At 54.4% G+C, this 17185-nt stretch carries 17 protein-coding genes; 8 read left to right on the top strand and 9 right to left on the bottom strand.

What is annotated here, in order from left to right:
* Positions 1-10: 10 nt before the first annotated feature.
* Positions 11-1354: an NADP-specific glutamate dehydrogenase gene (gdhA, locus tag OGV74_RS12755; RefSeq protein WP_086504250.1), complete on the bottom strand. Its 1344-nt coding sequence runs from the start codon at positions 1352-1354 to the stop codon at positions 11-13.
* 237 nt (positions 1355-1591) lie between these two features.
* Between gdhA and OGV74_RS12750 the strand changes: the two genes are divergently transcribed.
* Positions 1592-1867, top strand: coding sequence for a YnjH family protein (locus OGV74_RS12750; protein ID WP_003840883.1), 276 nt, complete (start codon positions 1592-1594; stop codon positions 1865-1867).
* Here the strand turns inward: OGV74_RS12750 and OGV74_RS12745 are convergent.
* A complete protein-coding gene (locus tag OGV74_RS12745; protein WP_003840884.1) occupies positions 1827-2240 on the bottom strand; it encodes a pyrimidine (deoxy)nucleoside triphosphate diphosphatase in 414 nt (137 codons plus the stop codon). The genes OGV74_RS12750 and OGV74_RS12745 overlap by 41 nt on opposite strands.
* 79 nt (positions 2241-2319) lie before the next feature.
* Here OGV74_RS12745 and OGV74_RS12740 point away from each other — a divergent pair, with 79 nt between their 5' ends.
* Both OGV74_RS12740 and OGV74_RS12735 read left to right on the top strand, forming a co-directional pair.
* The gene (locus tag OGV74_RS12740) at positions 2320-2889 is read left to right on the top strand and encodes a carboxymuconolactone decarboxylase family protein (RefSeq protein ID WP_286520896.1); all 570 of its coding nucleotides are present in this window, start codon (positions 2320-2322) and stop codon (positions 2887-2889) included.
* On the top strand, positions 2882-3505 hold the full coding sequence (locus OGV74_RS12735; RefSeq protein WP_086504248.1) for a CDP-alcohol phosphatidyltransferase family protein: 624 nt from the start codon (positions 2882-2884) through the stop codon (positions 3503-3505). The genes OGV74_RS12740 and OGV74_RS12735 overlap by 8 nt, the downstream gene beginning before the upstream one ends.
* 44 nt (positions 3506-3549) lie before the next feature.
* Here OGV74_RS12735 and OGV74_RS12730 read toward each other — a convergent pair whose 3' ends face one another.
* From OGV74_RS12730 to xthA, 7 genes are all read right to left on the bottom strand, one after another.
* Positions 3550-4857, bottom strand: a complete 1308-nt coding sequence (locus OGV74_RS12730; protein ID WP_003840887.1) for a sulfurtransferase — start codon at positions 4855-4857, stop codon at positions 3550-3552.
* Positions 4858-4945: 88 nt separating this feature from the next.
* Positions 4946-5578, bottom strand: a complete 633-nt coding sequence (locus OGV74_RS12725) for an ATP-binding cassette domain-containing protein (RefSeq protein WP_071697236.1) — start codon at positions 5576-5578, stop codon at positions 4946-4948.
* Positions 5578-7113, bottom strand: coding sequence for an ABC transporter permease family protein (locus OGV74_RS12720; protein WP_086504247.1), 1536 nt, complete (start codon positions 7111-7113; stop codon positions 5578-5580). Before OGV74_RS12720 ends, OGV74_RS12725 begins: the two co-directional genes overlap by 1 nt.
* A complete protein-coding gene (locus tag OGV74_RS12715; RefSeq protein WP_286520892.1) occupies positions 7086-8255 on the bottom strand; it encodes an ABC transporter substrate-binding protein in 1170 nt (389 codons plus the stop codon). The genes OGV74_RS12720 and OGV74_RS12715 overlap by 28 nt, the downstream gene beginning before the upstream one ends.
* Positions 8256-8287: 32 nt before the next feature.
* Positions 8288-8986 carry a TVP38/TMEM64 family protein gene (locus OGV74_RS12710; RefSeq protein WP_086504245.1) on the bottom strand — a complete coding sequence of 233 codons (699 nt, stop codon included), beginning with the start codon at positions 8984-8986 and terminating at the stop codon, positions 8288-8290.
* Complete coding sequence (locus OGV74_RS12705) at positions 8983-9639, bottom strand: TVP38/TMEM64 family protein (RefSeq protein ID WP_174329916.1); 657 nt, start codon at positions 9637-9639, stop codon at positions 8983-8985. Before OGV74_RS12705 ends, OGV74_RS12710 begins: the two co-directional genes overlap by 4 nt.
* A gap of 223 nt (positions 9640-9862) precedes the next feature.
* A complete protein-coding gene (gene xthA / locus OGV74_RS12700) occupies positions 9863-10669 on the bottom strand; it encodes an exodeoxyribonuclease III (RefSeq protein ID WP_048233587.1) in 807 nt (268 codons plus the stop codon).
* A 444-nt stretch (positions 10670-11113) separates the two neighbouring features.
* Between xthA and astC the strand changes: the two genes are divergently transcribed.
* The 5 genes from astC to astE are packed head-to-tail and all read left to right on the top strand — an operon-like array spanning position 11114 to position 17138.
* The gene (gene astC, locus OGV74_RS12695; protein ID WP_003840894.1) at positions 11114-12334 is read left to right on the top strand and encodes a succinylornithine/acetylornithine transaminase; all 1221 of its coding nucleotides are present in this window, start codon (positions 11114-11116) and stop codon (positions 12332-12334) included.
* Positions 12331-13365 (top strand): arginine N-succinyltransferase, encoded by a 1035-nt coding sequence (astA, locus tag OGV74_RS12690; protein ID WP_003030637.1) that lies wholly within the window; start codon positions 12331-12333, stop codon positions 13363-13365. Before astC ends, astA begins: the two co-directional genes overlap by 4 nt.
* On the top strand, positions 13362-14840 hold the full coding sequence (gene astD, locus OGV74_RS12685) for a succinylglutamate-semialdehyde dehydrogenase (RefSeq protein WP_086504244.1): 1479 nt from the start codon (positions 13362-13364) through the stop codon (positions 14838-14840). Before astA ends, astD begins: the two co-directional genes overlap by 4 nt.
* The gene (gene astB / locus OGV74_RS12680; protein ID WP_086504243.1) at positions 14837-16180 is read left to right on the top strand and encodes an N-succinylarginine dihydrolase; all 1344 of its coding nucleotides are present in this window, start codon (positions 14837-14839) and stop codon (positions 16178-16180) included. Before astD ends, astB begins: the two co-directional genes overlap by 4 nt.
* Entirely contained in the window at positions 16173-17138 is a 966-nt protein-coding gene (gene astE, locus OGV74_RS12675) for a succinylglutamate desuccinylase (protein WP_086504242.1), read from the top strand. The genes astB and astE overlap by 8 nt, the downstream gene beginning before the upstream one ends.
* The last annotated feature ends 47 nt before the right edge of the window (positions 17139-17185 follow it).

The following is a 17185-nucleotide window of genomic DNA, read 5'->3' as shown; positions in this document are numbered from 1 at the left end:
AGAGACAATATTAAATCACACCCTGACCCAACATCGCGTCGGCAACCTTTACGAAGCCTGCGATGTTGGCGCCACGTACGTAGTTGGTCTGCTTGCTTTCGCCGCCGTATTCAACGCAGGCATGGTGAATATCCAGCATGATGTGGTGCAGGCGCGCATCCACTTTCTCCGCTTTCCAGCCCAGACGAGCGGCGTTTTGCGCCATTTCCAGACCGGATGTCGCTACACCACCGGCGTTGGCGGCTTTACCCGGTGCGAACAGTACACCTGCCTCGAGGAACAGATCGGTGGCCTCGATAGTGGTCGGCATGTTTGCCCCTTCGGCGACAGCTTTTACGCCGTTGGCGATCAATACGCGTGCTGCATCGACATCCAGCTCGTTCTGCGTGGCACACGGCAGGGCGATATCGACCGGAACCGACCACGGCAGTTTGCCTTCCAGATAGGTCAGGCCAAATTCACGGGCGTAATCTGCTACACGACCGTCGCGGCTGTCTTTGATTGCGCACAGGCGCGCCAGTTTTTCTTTGGTAAATCCGCTTTCGTCGACTACGGTACCGCTGGAATCGGAGGCGGTAACCACCCGCGCGCCAAACTCCATGGCTTTCTCAATGGCGAATTGCGCCACGTTACCGGAGCCAGAAACCGCTACGCGCATGCCTTCAAAGCCCAGACCATGGCGTTTGAGCATCGCTTCGGTGAAATACACCAGACCGTAGCCGGTGGCTTCCGGGCGGATCAGACTGCCGCCGAAAGAGAGACCTTTACCGGTAAAGACGCAGGCGCTGTTGTTGGAGAGTTTTTTCATCATCCCGGCCATAAAGCCGACTTCACGGCCACCCACACCGATATCGCCCGCCGGAACGTCGGTATCGGGACCTAAATGGCGGAACAGTTCGGTCATCAGCGCCTGGCAGAAACGCATGATTTCGCCTTCGCTTTTCCCTTTCGGATCGAAATCGCTCCCGCCTTTACCCCCGCCCATTGGCAGGGTGGTGAGGGCATTTTTAAACGTCTGTTCGAAGCCAAGGAATTTCAGGATCGACAGGTTCACGGAAGGGTGGAAACGCATACCGCCTTTGTATGGGCCAATGGCTGAGCTAAACTGCACGCGCCATGCGCGGTTGACCTGCACCTGATTGCGATCGTCCAGCCAGACTACGCGGAACTGGATCACGCGCTCCGGTTCAACCAGACGTTCCAGCAATGACATCTGGCGATAACGCGGGTTTTGCTCAAGGAAAGGCCACAGCGTGGTCATTACCTCACGAACGGCTTGCGCGAACTCGGTTTGATTCGGGTCGCGCTTTTGCACATGGTTAAGGAATGACTCCAGAGAACATGTCTGATCCATAGATATAAGAACCTCTTATGTATTGATATGGTTATATTTTTGATTTTTGTGTTAAGTGTTGTGCAGTTTTTGACTATACCATCAGCACTGTGACGCGACGCAAGAAAAAATTAACCCCGCTAAGTAAATTAATATTGCGTCGTGGGTCATAACCAAAAACGATGATCGAAGAGGCTAAAGTTTCTGCCGATTTATACCGTTATACTGAGCATAATTGTCAGTTAAAAAGGAAAGAGTATGCGCCGTTTAATCGTGGCAGGCGTGTTGGCCCTGGTGTCCAGCGCGACGCTGGCAAATCAGCCTTATCGCCCGGATGTGCAGGTTAACGTACCGCCGGAAGTGTTCAGTTCCAGCGGTCAGCGGGCGCAGCCCTGTAGCCAGTGCTGTATTTATCAGGATCAAAACTATTCAGAAGGGGCAGTGATTAAAGCTGACGGCGTCTTGCTTCAGTGCCAACGCGATGAGAAAACGATCAGCACAAATCCGCTTGTCTGGCGTCGCGTAAAAGAATAAACGCTTCCAGTAGTGGGATATCGGCAGGCGCCAGCGGATAACGCAGCGCCTCTTCGGGTGAACACCAGACGATATCCTGATGTTCATACGCCTTCAGTTCCCCCTGATATGACGGTACATGCCAGGCATGTAAGTGAATCAGTCGGCCCGAAACCTCGCGTTGATGGCTGGCAATGTAGCGCCCCACGACTGCCTCAATGCCCAACTCTTCACGCAGTTCACGGAACAGCGCCTCGGGCTGACTTTCGCCCGATTCAACCTTACCGCCGGCAAACTCCCACATGCCTGACTGATCCGCATGTAGCGGACGCTGAGCCAGTAAAATTTTGCCATCACGTTCAATGATAGCGGCGACCACGTCGAGGGTTTTCATTATATTCATCAAGATCTAACAGCAGAAAATGACATACTATCGTTATCTTTGTTTTATCTAAAGTATTCAGGAGCCACCGTTGAACGAACCTCAGTCGTGGGTAAAGCCGTTAACGCGTATCCCTTCCAGTCTAAAACCGCTCGTTGCTACGCAGAAAAAACATTATGGCGATGTGCTGCATCCCACGCGCTGGTGGGGGCGGACGCCGTTTCTGTTCTGGCTGGTGGCGCTGTTTGTCGGGTTTCTGGAGCGTAAAAAGGCGCGTTTAACGCCGGTGATGCGCGCGCTGTTGATGACCCGCGTTTCTCAGGTGTGCCACTGCGCTTTCTGCGTTGATGCCAACAGTTTACGGTTGGCTGAACGCTGTGGCGCGCTGGATAAAGTCTTACAGGTTGCCAACTGGCAAGAATCGGCGCTATTTAGCGCAGAAGAGCGAGTAGCTCTGGCCTATGCCGATGCGGTGACCGCAACGCCTCCACAGGTTGATGATGCGCTGAAAGCGCAGATGAAGCAGCATTTTACCGATGATGTCATTACGGAAATGACCGCGCTGATTGCGTTTCAAAATCTCTCTGCGCGTTTTAATGCTGCTCTCGATATTCCTTTCCAGGGGCTGTGCGACAGCTTTAAAGGACGCCCACATGCTTGATCGTCATATTCATCCGCGATTAAAACCGCTTTTGCATCGCTGCGTAAGCATTATTGATAAACCGGCGATTACCCCGGACGGGCTTACGCTGGTCGGTTTTGCCATTGGCGTGTTGGCCTTGCCATTTCTGGCGTTAGGCTGGTATCTGGCAGCGCTGGCGGTCATTGTGCTCAATCGGTTTTTTGATGGGCTGGATGGGGCTCTGGCGCGGCGCAGAGGGCTAACCGACGCAGGCGGATTTCTTGATATCACGCTCGATTTTCTGTTTTACGCCTTAGTGCCATTCGGTTTTATGCTCGCCGATCCGGCGGCTAACTCGCTGGCTGGCGGCTGGCTGCTGTTCGCCTTTATGGGAACCGGCAGCAGCTTTCTGGCCTTTGCCGCGCTGGCGGCGAAACATCAAATTGATAACCCGGGCTACGCGCATAAATCGTTTTATTATCTGGGGGGACTGACCGAAGGTACTGAGACGATTTTGCTATTTGTGTTGGGTTGTCTGTTCCCGGAATATTTTGCCGTGATGGCGTGGGGCTTTGGCGCGCTGTGCTGGATGACGACATTTACCCGGATCTGGAGCGGATACCTGACACTGAAAGCGGTCCAGCGTCAGGCGTAGCGTATTGCGTTGCCGGATACGCTTATCCGGCAATAATGACAATCTTACTTACTGGCGTCCGGGCCCCGTTCACCGCTGGCAACCGGATTTTTTGGATTGCTGCTCCACTCATACCAGCCGCCGTCGTAGACGGAGACGTTTTTCCAGCCCATCGCGCGGGCATACATAAACGTTTCTGAAGCGCGCCAGCCGGTACCGCAATAGAAAGAGACCTGTTGATTCGGCAGGATATTCCATTGCTTCCACATGGCGGCGATGTCATCCGCGCTGCGCATGGTGCCATCCGGGTTATGAAAATCTTCCATATGCGTGGAGTCGCTGCCTGCGTGGCCCCAACGTGCACCTGCAATCTCACCTTTTGGCTTAATGTAGCTATAGCCACTGGTGGTACCGACAAATTCTGGCCATGAACGAATGCTCACCAAAGACGCATCCTGGCGATGCAGCAGACCGCGAGCCTGTTCCATATCGAGCATCAACTGCGGCTGGGCAGGGATTTTCACGCCGAAATCAGGTTCTGGTTTCACCGTTGGCGGAGTGCCGCGTTCGACCGGTAAACCTGAGTCGGACCAGGTTTGCCAACCGCCGTCGAGAAGACGAACATCTTTCACGCCTGCATACAGCATAATTTGCGCCACGCGAGCGGCGGCATAGACATCGCGACCGTATAAAATCACCGTGGTGTCGTGGCGGATACCGTGTTTCGCCAGCATCGCTTTGAGCTGCGCGTCGGAAACTTTATTCCACAGCGGTTCGCTTTCAACTTCGTTGGTATCAATGTAGCCCGCACCAGGGATGTGGCTGAGCAGATACAACTTCGGCGCGCCCCAGGCGGCCTCAATCACTTTCCAGTCACCCGCCGGTTTAGCGGTTACGTTTTTACCCTGCTGCAGGTCGTGCAGCCACTGCGGGTACACCAGCTGTTCGAAGTGCGGCAGACGTTGCAGGCGGGCTGGGTCCGTAAGCGCATCGCTGAGGGTGGAGATATGGTTAACGCCAACTTTTTGCAGGCGGGCTTTGACAGCCTGTATGTCGTTATCGCTACCATACAGCGCTACTGGCGCATCAGTTTTCAACTGATGTGACTGAACCCAGGCGCTGAGTTGTTCATCATTCATCTTGTCGAGCCAGGCGGCAGACAGGTTCAGTGCGGAAGGTTCGTGTCCTGAAGGACCATTAAGCGACTGCGGCCAGCCGTTGTAAAAAGCGCTCTGACGGGTATCGATCGCCGCGCCTTGCTTTTGCTGTAACTGGTCGAGGGTGAGCGTCTGTGCTGTTTCAGTAGCCCAGGAAGAAGCGCAAGCGAGCCCTAAAGCCAGTGCCAGCGCGGTCATTTGAGAAACACGTTTCATCGAATAGCCCGACGTTGAAAAAAAGAGGACGACATTCTGTGCCGCCGATTAAGTAAAAACCTTGCGTTAACGCAGCATATCGCCACATTCACGCCCAGTTTTCCATCTGAAGTACGCGGCCTGCTGGCGGAACGTCCTGCGCATCATGGGTCACCTGTACCACCGGGATCCCCAACTTACGCACCTCGGTGAAGACCCATTGGCGAAAGGTGTCGCGTAGCGACGCATCCAGCCGACTAAAGGGTTCATCAAGTAACAGTGCCTGGGGCTGAGCCAGTAGCGCGCGGAGCAGGGCGACACGCGAGCGTTGTCCGCCGGAGAGCGACGCCGGATCGCGAGAATAAAAACCGGCCAGGTCAGCGCGTGCGAGAGCACTTTCCACCGCATGTCGTCTGGCGGAACCCTGCAGGCTGGCAGGTAGGGCCAGCAGTAAATTCTGCCCAACGCTGAAATGGTCAAACAACAACGCATCCTGGAACAGAATGCCAATCTGGCGCTGCGCCGTAGGTAGCGCGTCAACGCGTCGTTCGTTGAGCCACAGCTCGCCTGATGCCTGAAACTGAGGCGACAACGCCCCGACCATCCACGAAAACAACGAAGACTTTCCGCTGCCGGAAGAACCCATAATCGTGACAATGTCACTTTTATCAATCTGAAAGGTAACGTTCTTCAGCAGCGCAGTCGCCCCCTGGTACAACGAAACGTTTTGCACAATGAGCATTAGCGGAGTCCTTGTCGAAAGCGGCCAATCCACGCGGCGAGAAAGGCTGCGAGTGCGAAAACGAGCAGTGGTAGAAGAAGCTGCCACAACGCTTGTGTTGCCAGAATCTCGCTGCTACCGCCGCTGCTTAATGCCACCGCTTCGGTGGTCAGCGTGGAATAGCGTCCGGCACCTAGCCACAGCGTCGGCATATACTGGGCGATACTGACCGAGAAGCCAACCGCGAAGGCAATCAATGCCGGGCGCACCAGCAGCGGGCATTTCACCAGCCAGAATATCCGCCCCTGCGACCAGCCCAGCGTTTGTGCAATCAAAATTAATCGCGAGTCAATGCGCTGCCAGGCCGGTTTAAGCACAAATAGCATCCAGGGCATCACCCACAGCAGGTGGCCCCAGATAATGGTCGTCATCAGTCCATCCTGTCCGGCATATAACGCCAGCAGATATTGTCCGGTTACCAGTGGTAGCGCAGGCAAAATGAGCGGTAGCCAGACCCAGCGGTGCCCGGTTTGTGGACCCCATTCCAGCCAGACAAAAAGTATCAGTAGCGCTAACACGCTGGAAAGGAGCCCTAGCTGCAGGCTATTGCTGAGCGCCTCGTGGTTTAGTGAGGAATAGCTGGCGATAAGCGCCAGTACAAGCGCGCATACCACACCGTTGACGGGCAAGATCTGTACCAGCGGGCGTGCGATTGTTATAGGTGAAAAATGCAGGCGTTCACCATTTACTGCCGGGATAGTACGTCGCCAGGCGCGCCACAACAGATAACTCACCAGCGCGATAATGAGGAGTAACAGCACCAGCAACAGGCTGGCGAGTGCGCCTTTCGCCTGCTGTTCGACATCGCCCTGACTGAGCCATTGCCAGCTCAATACGGCCAGTGTTGGCGGATTTCCGGGGCCGAGGACGATTGCCACATCCACAACGGAGAGTGACCAGGCAACAATCGCCAGCATAGCTTTACCTAATGCCGGGCCGATAGCGGGCAGTACCAGCCAGTTCAGGCATTGCAGTCGGCTGTAACCCAGCGAATCCAGCACGATAACCTGCTGCGAAAGTTGTTTTTCACTCAGTAGAGCCGAGAGGATCCATAACAAAAAAGCGCTCTCTTTCACCGCCAGCGTCACGCCAAGCCCGATGCCGTAACGGTCTGGTTGTGGGCTGAGGAACGGTAGCCATTGCCAGATTTTACCGCCTTCGGCAAAAACCAACAGCACGCTGGTGGCGAAGGCAACATGCGGGATCGCCAGCAGCCACGGAAGACGGGTGCTTAGTCGCGCCCAGCCTGCACCGGGCCATAAAGCGAGGATCGCCAGCAGCGCGATGATTAGCGCGCCGCCGGCAGCCAGTCCTGTGGAAACAAGTGTCGCCAGTAACGCCTGCGGAAGTTGAGGGTCGGCAAAGAGAGCCAGCCAATGGGGTAGGCTAAGGGCTGGCGCTATCAGAGAGAAAGCCGCTGGCACCAACGGCAGATAAACTGCCGCCATGATGGCCCAGAGTAGCAAAATTAATGCGTACCGTAGCGGCGTAGCCATTCTTGTTCCAGAGCGTTTACCCAGGCAGCATGCGGTTCCGGCAGAACGGCAGGTAGTCCTTGTGGGATCCGTGCCAGCAGCGCATCACGCTGTTCAACAGGTAATTTTTGTGGATCAAGCACCGAAGGATCTCCCCAGACAATTGAGTCGGCTTTACGCAGTTGTGCTTCGGGCGAAAGCAGGAAGTTTGCCACGACTTTTGCTCCGGCGCTGGCGCGGGCATTCGCCGGAATGGCAACAAAGTGCACGTTGCCGAGCATGCCCTGTGAGAAACCAAAACTGTAGCTGCTTTTAGGCAATTCGCCGCTGGCTACTTTTTGCTGCGCGTGGGCAGGGTTAAAGGTCAATGACAAATGCAGGGTGCCGCTATTGAGCAGTACATCCATTCGTGCTGGCGTGGGCGGAAAATCTTTGCCTTCACGCCAAAGTACAGGGTGCAAGGTATCAAGATAATGCCACAATGGCGCGGTAACGTCGGCGAATGTCGCTGCATCTGGCGCAACTTTCAATGCTTGTGGTTTGGTGGTGAGCGATATTAACAACTGCTCCAGAAACGCCGTGCCGGTAAAGTCTGGCGGGCGCGGATAGGTCACCGTGCCAGGGTGTGCCTGCGCAAATTCAAGCAGTGCTTGCGGAGATTGCGGCGGCTGCGCGGTGAGATCGCGCCGGGCAATAAAGGTGAGTTGGGCACCGCCCCACGGTGATTCAGCTCCCTCCGTTGGAACGGAGAAATCTTCGGTCACCGGTTTCTGGGTATCAACATAGCGCCAGTTAGGTAGCGTTTGCGCCCACTGAGTTTGCAGAAGCCCGGCTTCTTTCAGGGTGCGGAAGTTTTCGCCGTTAACCCACAATAAATCGACAGAACCCCCGGTTTTTCGCCCGGATGCTGCTTCTGTCTGGATACGTTTTACCGCGTCGGCGGCATCTGCGAGACGTACGATTTTCAGGTTAATGGCATAGTGCGTTTTCATCTCGCCGCTAACCCAATCGAGATACTGGTTAACTGCATTGTCGCCACCCCAGGCGTTGAACCATACCGTCTGACCGCGGGCATCATTTTTGATTTGTTGCCAGCCGTCGTCCTGGGCAAACGTCGCCAGCGGACAGAGCATTAAACTCAGGCACAATAAGCAGTAACGCATAGTATCTCCATGGCTAAAAATGGGGGGAAGTCTCAGGTTTTTTTTCGCTGATGTTCAAGATAAAGGCTTCTCGCCACTGAAATTATTACGCTCAGAGCGAACAGGATGAACAGGCCGGTTACAAACCAAAATGTACCGCCGGTTAACAGGCTACCAGCCCATGAATAGACGATAGTGGCGGGTAACTGACCGATGCCGGTGGCGATGAAAAAATGGCGAAACCGAATCGAGGTCAGGCCTGCTGCGTAGCTTACCGGATCGAACGGTACAAAAGGTAACAGTCGACAGACCAGAATGGTGTGCTTGCCATAACGCTCGAAAAAAGCGTCCATGTTGTTCAACACCGTTTTTCCGGTCAGTTTCTCCACCGCGCCACGGCCTAAAACGCGGGCAATAAAAAAGCAAAGCGCCGCGCCGGCCATTGCGCTGCACCAGGACAATATGCCGCCCCAAAATGCACCAAACAGCGAGGCGTTGGCAAAGGTGATCACAAAAGCGGGAAGCGGGGCGACGATGGCCTGCAAGATCATCAGGAAGAATGAAACGACCGCCGCCTGAGTTCCGTAAGAACGAATAAAATTCTCAATTGCATGCTGATCGAGCGTGGCAAATGCCGCCAGGCTGGCGTGGAGAAAATCGCTCACGCCAGGTATCCACGCCCATGCCATCAGCGCGAGCAGCAGCAGGATTATCACTCCTTCGCGGTAGTAATGGATGCGTCGTTTTATCATTTATCTGCGCACTCGTGAGGAGCTGACGGATCGATATGCTTATACCGGGCCCAGGCTTTGGCTGCCTGAACGAGGACGAATAACGCCAGCCCCGCCACGCTGAGCTTACCGATAAATGCCCAACTAATTCCTTCGCTGGCCAGTTCGTGCGACATCAGCGTATAAATAAAAATGCCTGGTAAAGTGGTTGCCGCAGATATCACGGTAAATGACCAGAACGGAATAGCCGTCAGCCCATAGGCGTAATTTTGAATGTTATAAGGGAACAGTGGCACGAGCCGGGTGAGGATCAGAAAGTCAACTCCGCTATGGGCAATACCTTTTTCGATAGCCTGAAACATTGTCGTATGCCCAACGTATTTCAAGAGCAGATCCCGTCCAAGCCAGCGAGCCAGCAAAAACGACAGCGCCGAGGCCACGGTTGCTGCCACTAACGAGATAAGCGTCCCTGCCACGGGGCCAAACAGCACACCGCCGACGATCACCAGGATGCTGCCGGGGATCAGACACAGCGCAGCAACAATAAACAGCAGGATATAAAGCGTATAGCCGAACATACCGCTTTGGCGGATGACGTCTTGCAAATGATGGAAATTGGTTATCAGGTCGGTCAGACCATAATGATGGAAAACTCCCGCCAGAACGCAGAACAGGACCGCGACAATCAGCAGCCGGTATTCTGCTTTATGCGAACTTCTTTTTCATGGGGGTTCTCCTGTAAAACCGAGTGCAATGGAGCATTTTCGTCAGCGAAAAGTGCGCGCGAAGATATAATAAATTCCCGGCCGCAACAATGTATTACCGTCGCTTTATTGATTTTGCACAGAATAAACAGACTCTCCAGGCCGGGCCCGGAGAGTAAAAAAACATAGAAGGTCAGACGCTGAATTTAGCCCATACCGGCGCATGGTCGGACGGTTTTTCCATGCTGCGAATTTCATAGTCGATGCCGGTTTCTTCGCAGCGTTCCGCCAATGGGTTGCTCGCCAGCAGCAGATCGATACGCAGGCCACGGTTATCGTCAAAGCCTTTTGAGCGGTAATCAAACCACGAGAACTGGTCATTCTTTTCAGGATTTGCGTGACGGTAGGTATCCACCAGGCCCCAGCCCAGCAGGCGTTCCATCCACTCACGCTCCTCCGGCAGGAAGGAACATTTTCCGGTACGCAGCCAGCGTTTACGGTTCTCTTCGCCAATGCCGATATCGAGATCGGTTGGGCTAATATTCATATCGCCCATGATCAATACCGGATTGTCGCGCTTCAGCTCTGTCTCAAGATAGTTTTGCAGGTTCTGATAAAACGCGGCTTTGGCCGGGAATTTAGTTTCATGGTCACGACTTTCGCCCTGCGGGAAATAGCCGTTGATCACAGTGATGCTGCCCAGAGGGGACGGAATTTCTGCCATGATGATACGACGCTGCGCTTCTTCGTCATCGCCCGGGAAGCCACGACGTACCGCAATTGGCGTTTCTTTCGTTAACAACGCGACGCCGTAATGGCCTTTCTGGCCGTGATAAAAGACGTTGTAACCGAGCTTTGCTACCTCTTCGAGAGGGAACATATCGTCGTGGACTTTTGTCTCCTGTAAGCCAATAACATCCGGTTGGTGTTTTTCGACAATGGCTGCCAGTTGATGGGGACGGGCACGCAGGCCGTTGATATTAAAAGAGACAAATTTCATAGTCACTGCCACTTTGCAAGATGAATAGTGCAAGGATGGTAGCAGAATTTCTGCAGACTGACTGCTTCTTGTCACCTGATTCCAACAATGATTGCTAATGGTGTTAACGATGGAGCAAAAACTGCACCGTTTTGGCGCGAAGCGCGTCGGAATGGAGCAATAATTTCCGAAAAATTTCGTATACGATCACAATTCCAGAATTATATTTGGCGACTGAATAAAACTGCGTTTTTTCCTCTGTTTAGTCACCTGATGCGCAAACATATTCACTTTATATGCACGTATAGTGAATATCGTCACGTTGTAACCTGTTGATATTCCGTTCTCGCCCTCCGTTTATGCACTTTTTTTGCTGGCTGGCACGAACCCTGCAATCTACATTTACACCGCAAACACTATATTTATTAACATATAAATAACCTTTTATTTACCGTTGAGGTCGCTATGTCTCTGTCAATTACGCGTGAAAATTTTGATGAATGGATGATGCCCGTATACGCTCCGGCCCCTTTTATTCCGGTGCGGGGTGAAGGTTCACGTCTGTGGGATCAGCAGGGTAAAGAGTATATCGATTTCGCGGGAGGCATTGCGGTTAACGCGCTGGGTCACGCCCATCCGGCATTGCGCGAGGCATTAAACGACCAGGCGAGCAAATTCTGGCATACCGGAAATGGCTACACCAACGAGCCGGTATTGCGTCTGGCGAAAAAGCTGATTGACGCCACCTTCGCCGAGCGCATTTTCTTCTGTAACTCCGGCGCAGAAGCCAACGAAGCGGCACTAAAACTGGCGCGTAAATATGCCCACGATCGTTTTGGCAGCCAGAAGAGCGGGATTGTGGCGTTTAAAAATGCCTTCCATGGCCGCACGCTGTTTACCGTCAGCGCCGGTGGTCAGCCCGCCTATTCACAGGATTTCGCGCCGCTGCCGCCGGATATCCGCCATGCCGTGTATAACGATCTCGATTCTGCCAGTCAACTGATTGATGACACGACCTGTGCGGTCATCGTCGAACCTGTCCAGGGCGAAGGCGGCGTGGTGCCTGCAACAAACGCGTTTTTGCAGGGGTTGCGTGAATTATGCGATCGCCATAATGCGCTGCTGATTTTTGATGAGGTTCAGACCGGGGTTGGCCGTACTGGCGAGCTGTATGCCTATATGCATTACGGCGTTACGCCGGACCTGCTGACGACAGCTAAAGCGCTGGGCGGTGGTTTCCCCATCGGCGCACTGCTGGCGACAGAGCATTGCGCCAGTGTGATGACGGTGGGTACGCACGGTACAACGTACGGCGGCAACCCGCTGGCGACGGCGGTGGCGGGTAAACTGCTGGAAATTGTTAACACGCCGGAAGTGCTCAACGGAGTAAAACAGCGCCACGACTGGTTTGTGGAGCGTATTAACGCCATTAACGAACGTTTTGGACTGTTTAGTGAAATTCGTGGACTCGGGCTGCTGATCGGCTGCGTGCTGAATGCGGAATTTGCCGGGAAAGCGAAACTCATCTCGCAAGAAGCGGCTGTTGCCGGGGTGATGGTACTGATCGCTGGCGCTAACGTGGTGCGTTTTGCGCCAGCGCTCAATGTCAGCGAAGAAGAAGTCGCCACCGGACTGGATCGCTTTGCGCTGGCCTGCGAACGCATTAAAGCAGGAGGTTCATCATGATGGTGATTCGTCCCATTGAACGTGCTGATATCACCGCGTTGATGCAGCTTGCCGGTAAGACCGGCGGCGGATTGACCTCGCTACCGGCGAATGAAGCGACGCTAATGGCGCGTATCGAACGTTCGCTACAAACCTGGCGCGGTGAGTTGCCCAAAAGTGAGCAGGGATATGTGTTTGTGCTGGAAGACAGCGCCAGCGGAACTGTGGCCGGGATTTGCGCCATTGAGGTGGCGGTAGGACTTAACGATCCCTGGTACAACTATCGGGTCGGCACACTGGTCCACGCCTCGAAAGAGCTGAATGTGTATAACGCGCTGCCGACGCTGTTTCTGAGTAACGATCACACGGGTAGCAGCGAGCTTTGTACGCTGTTTCTCGATCCGGACTGGCGAAAAGAAGGCAACGGCTATTTGTTGTCAAAATCACGCTTTATGTTTATGGCCGCGTTTCGTGACAAGTTTAATGAGAAGGTCGTGGCTGAGATGCGCGGTGTGATTGATGAACACGGTTACTCGCCGTTTTGGCAAAGCCTCGGCAAACGCTTTTTTTCAATGGAATTCAGCCGGGCGGATTTTCTCTGCGGAACAGGGCAAAAAGCGTTTATTGCTGAATTAATGCCCAAGCATCCTATTTACACCGATTTCCTGTCTGATGAAGCACAAAGCGTGATTGGTCAGGTTCATCCGCAAACGGCGCCCGCGCGGGCGGTGCTGGAGAAAGAGGGCTTTCGCTATCGCAACTATGTCGATATTTTCGACGGCGGGCCGACGCTGGAATGCGATATTGACCGGGTGCGGGCGATTCGTAAAAGCAGGCTGGTGGAAGTGGCTGAAGGTCAGCCAGCAACCGGCGATTATCCGGCCTGTCTGGTTGCCAATGAAAACTATCAAAACTTCCGCGTCATGCTGGTTCGCGCAGACCCGGATACCCAACGTCTGGTACTGACGGCGGCACAACTGGATGCCCTGAAATGCCACGCGGGCGACCATGTACGTTTTGTGCGTCTTTGTGCAGAGGAGAAAACAGCATGACACTATGGATAAACGGTGACTGGGTGACGGGACTGGGCGAGCGCCGGGTGAAAACCAACCCAGTAGGTGGTGATGTGCTGTGGCACGGCAATGATGCCGATGCCACGCAGGTGACGCAAGCGTGCCAGGCTGCGCGTGCAGCTTTTGCCGGTTGGGCTAAACAGTCCTTCAGTGAACGCCAGGCGATTGTTGAAAAGTTTGCTTCATTGCTGGAAAGCAATAAGTCCGAGCTAACCCAGATTATCGCCAGGGAAACCGGCAAACCACGCTGGGAAGCCGCGACTGAACTGACGGCGATGATCAATAAAATCGCCATCTCCGTCAAAGCTTACCATGCCCGTACCGGAGAGCAGCACAGCGAACTACCGGATGGCGCGGCAACGTTGCGCCATCGCCCACACGGCGTGCTGGCGGTTTTTGGTCCGTATAACTTCCCTGGTCATTTACCCAATGGCCATATTGTTCCGGCATTGCTGGCAGGCAATACGTTGATTTTCAAACCCAGCGAGTTGACGCCGTGGACCGGTGAAGCAGTAACAAAGCTGTGGGAACAGGCGGGATTGCCGCCGGGCGTGCTGAACCTGGTGCAGGGCGGACGTGAAACAGGGCAGGCTCTGAGTGCGCTGGAAGACCTCGATGGTCTGCTGTTTACCGGCAGTGCCAATACCGGTTATCAGTTGCATCGGCAGTTATCCGGCCAACCGGAAAAAATCCTCGCCCTCGAGATGGGGGGTAATAACCCGCTGATTATTGAGAATCCGGAGGATATTGATGCCGCGGTACATCTGACCATTCAGTCCGCATTTGTCACCGCCGGACAACGCTGTACCTGTGCCCGCCGCCTGCTGGTAAAAAAAGGCGCGCAGGGTGATGCGTTCCTGACGCGTCTGGTGGAGGTTAGTCAGCGTTTAATGCCCGGCAACTGGGATGCGGAACCGCAGCCGTTTATGGGCGGACTGATTTCCGAACAGGCCGCGCAGCATGTCTATGATGCCTGGCAGCGTCTGGCGTCGTTGGGGGGACGTACGCTGTTGGCGCCACGTCTGGTGAAAGCCGGAACGTCACTGCTGACCCCTGGAATCATTGAACTGACCGGGGCGGCGAACGTACCTGATGAAGAGGTTTTTGGGCCGCTGCTTGGCGTATGGCGTTATGACAGTTTTGATGAGGCGATTCGTGTGGCGAACAACACCCGCTTTGGACTGTCGTGTGGGTTAGTTTCGCCCGATCGCGGCCAGTTTGAACAGCTACTGCTGGAGGCTCGAGCAGGGATCGTCAACTGGAATAAGCCGTTAACCGGCGCTGCGAGTACCGCACCGTTTGGCGGCGTTGGCGCTTCCGGGAACCATCGCGCCAGCGCGTGGTATGCCGCAGATTATTGCGCCTGGCCGATGGCAAGTCTGGAATCACCGGTCTTAACGCTGCCAACGGCGCTTAGCCCCGGGCTGGATTTTTCTCGCGAGGATAATCTATGAAAGCCCGTGAGGTAAATTTTGATGGCCTGGTGGGATTGACTCACCACTATGCTGGATTGTCATTTGGTAATGAGGCCTCAACCAAACATCGATTTCAGGTGTCGAACCCGCGTCTGGCGGCGAAGCAAGGTCTGCTAAAGATGAAAGCGCTGGCGGATGCGGGTTTTCCTCAGGCGGTGATCCCCCCCCACGAGCGGCCTTTCATTCCGGTTCTACGTCAGTTGGGTTTTAGCGGCAGTGACGAACAGGTGCTGGAGAAAGTGGCGCGTCAGGCACCTCACTGGCTCTCCAGTACCAGCTCCGCATCGCCTATGTGGGTAGCGAATGCGGCAACGGTTTGCCCTTCAGCAGATTCGCTGGACGGGAAAGTGCATCTGACGGTGGCGAATTTGAATAATAAGTTCCACCGTTCGCTGGAAGCGCCTACTACCGAAGCTTTGCTACGGGCGATTTTCCGTGATGAGAATAGTTTTGCTGTCCACGGTGCGTTACCCCAGGTTGCGCTTTTCGGTGATGAAGGGGCGGCAAACCATAACCGCCTCGGTGGAGATTACGGCGATCCCGGTGTACAGCTATTTGTTTACGGTCGTGAAGAAGGCAATGCATCCCAGCCGAAGCGCTATCCGGCAAGGCAATCCCGTGAGGCCAGTGAGGCGGTCGCACGACTGAATCAGGTTAACCCGCATCAGTGTATTTTTGCTCAGCAAAACCCGGATGTCATCGATCTTGGTGTGTTTCATAACGATGTGATTGCGGTGTCGAATCGCCAGGTGCTGTTTTGTCATCAGCAGGCGTTTGTCAGACAGCAGGCGTTATTAGAGCAGTTGCGTAGCCAGGTGGCAGGTTTTACCCCGCTGGAAGTCCCGACTGCGGAAGTTTCGGTGCAGGATGCGGTGACCACCTATCTGTTTAACAGTCAGTTGCTGAGTCGTGATGACGGTTCGATGATGCTGGTCCTGCCGCAGGAGTGCCGGGAGCATGCTGGTGTGTGGCGGTATCTGAACCGTCTTCTCGAGGAAGACAATCCGATCGATGATCTGCGGGTATTCGATCTGCGTGAAAGTATGTCCAACGGCGGCGGTCCGGCATGCTTGCGCCTGAGAGTGGTGCTCACCTTGCAGGAACAGCAGGTGGTGAATCCGGCGGTTATCATGAACGATATGCTGTTTAACACGTTGAATAACTGGGTTGACCGTTACTATCGCGATCGTCTTACCGCTGCCGACCTTGCCGATCCACAGCTGTTGCGCGAGGGGCGTGAAGCGCTGGATACGCTGACGCAATTGCTTAACCTCGGCTCTGTGTATCCTTTCCAGCAGGAGTGGCCGCGCCATGGATAACTTTCTGGCTATCACGCTCGCAGGCGCCACTCCAGAAAAAATGCAAGGAACCACTCATGGTTTTGACTGGCAGTGGATCGGTCACGGAATTCTGGAACTGACGCCGCTTGCACCCGTTGAACATTCTCTGGTGCTGTCTGCGGGGATCCATGGCAATGAAACGGCTCCGGTAGAGATGCTGGATTCATTGTTGTCCAGACTGTTTAGCGGCGAGCTGGCACTAACATGGCGGCTACTGGTGATTCTGGGAAACCCGCAGGCACTTGCTGCGGGAAAACGGTATTGTCATAGCGACCTGAATCGTATGTTTTGCGGCCGGTGGCAGATTTTTACCGCGAGTGAAGAAACGCGCCGAGCCCATGAGCTTGAGCTGTGTCTGGAGGATTTTTATTCGCGGGCGAAAGAGCCAGCACGCTGGCATCTGGATCTACACACCGCGATTCGCGGTTCACAGCATCTGCGCTTTGGCGTGTTGCCACAACGCAACGTTGCCTGGGATGAGGGTTTTCTTGAATGGCTGGGAGATGCGGGACTGGAGGCGCTGGTCTTCCATCAGGCGCCTGGCGGTACGTTCACCCATTTTAGCGCTGAACATTTTGGCGCACTGGCCTGTACGCTGGAACTCGGTAAAGCGCTGCCGTTTGGACAAAACGATCTGTCCCAGTTTGCGCAAACGGCAGACGCACTGGCGCAGTTGCTGCGAGGCGAGCGAGTATCGACGGGAGAAACATCTCCGCTGCGCTACCGCGTAGTGTCGCAAATCACGCGACGTAGCGACGATTTCATTCTTCATATGGATAACCAGACGCTCAACTTTACCCCTTTTAAAGAGGGAACCTTGCTGGCGCAGGACGGTGATGAACGTTTTATTGTCACCCATGATGTTGAATACGTTCTCTTTCCGAATCCCAACGTGGCCTGTGGTTTACGTGCCGGGCTGATGCTCCAAAAAATGTGATAAATATATATGCCTTGCAGGTTTATCCTTCAGGGCTTATTTTTGCG

It is taken from the genome of Citrobacter sp. Cf116 (assembly GCF_030336505.1).
In the GTDB taxonomy this organism is placed as follows: Bacteria; Pseudomonadota; Gammaproteobacteria; order Enterobacterales; family Enterobacteriaceae; genus Citrobacter; species Citrobacter freundii.
The sequence above is the reverse complement of the archived record's forward strand: the minus strand, read 5'-3'. Positions and strand labels throughout refer to the sequence as shown.

Bases quoted from the DNA above. Each gene is read 5' to 3' on its own strand.
- gdhA (WP_086504250.1), bottom strand. From the start codon at position 1,354: ATGGATCAGACATGTTCTCTGGAGTCATTCCTTAACCATGTGCAAAAG.
- OGV74_RS12750 (WP_003840883.1), top strand. From the start codon at position 1,592: ATGCGCCGTTTAATCGTGGCAGGCGTGTTGGCCCTGGTGTCCAGCGCG.
- OGV74_RS12745 (WP_003840884.1), bottom strand. From the start codon at position 2,240: ATGAAAACCCTCGACGTGGTCGCCGCTATCATTGAACGTGATGGCAAA.
- OGV74_RS12735 (WP_086504248.1), top strand. From the start codon at position 2,882: ATGCTTGATCGTCATATTCATCCGCGATTAAAACCGCTTTTGCATCGC.
- OGV74_RS12730 (WP_003840887.1), bottom strand. From the start codon at position 4,857: ATGAAACGTGTTTCTCAAATGACCGCGCTGGCACTGGCTTTAGGGCTC.
- OGV74_RS12725 (WP_071697236.1), bottom strand. From the start codon at position 5,578: ATGCTCATTGTGCAAAACGTTTCGTTGTACCAGGGGGCGACTGCGCTG.
- OGV74_RS12720 (WP_086504247.1), bottom strand. From the start codon at position 7,113: ATGGCTACGCCGCTACGGTACGCATTAATTTTGCTACTCTGGGCCATC.
- OGV74_RS12715 (WP_286520892.1), bottom strand. From the start codon at position 8,255: ATGCGTTACTGCTTATTGTGCCTGAGTTTAATGCTCTGTCCGCTGGCG.
- OGV74_RS12710 (WP_086504245.1), bottom strand. From the start codon at position 8,986: ATGATAAAACGACGCATCCATTACTACCGCGAAGGAGTGATAATCCTG.
- xthA (WP_048233587.1), bottom strand. From the start codon at position 10,669: ATGAAATTTGTCTCTTTTAATATCAACGGCCTGCGTGCCCGTCCCCAT.
- astC (WP_003840894.1), top strand. From the start codon at position 11,114: ATGTCTCTGTCAATTACGCGTGAAAATTTTGATGAATGGATGATGCCC.
- astA (WP_003030637.1), top strand. From the start codon at position 12,331: ATGATGGTGATTCGTCCCATTGAACGTGCTGATATCACCGCGTTGATG.
- astD (WP_086504244.1), top strand. From the start codon at position 13,362: ATGACACTATGGATAAACGGTGACTGGGTGACGGGACTGGGCGAGCGC.
- astB (WP_086504243.1), top strand. From the start codon at position 14,837: ATGAAAGCCCGTGAGGTAAATTTTGATGGCCTGGTGGGATTGACTCAC.
- astE (WP_086504242.1), top strand. From the start codon at position 16,173: ATGGATAACTTTCTGGCTATCACGCTCGCAGGCGCCACTCCAGAAAAA.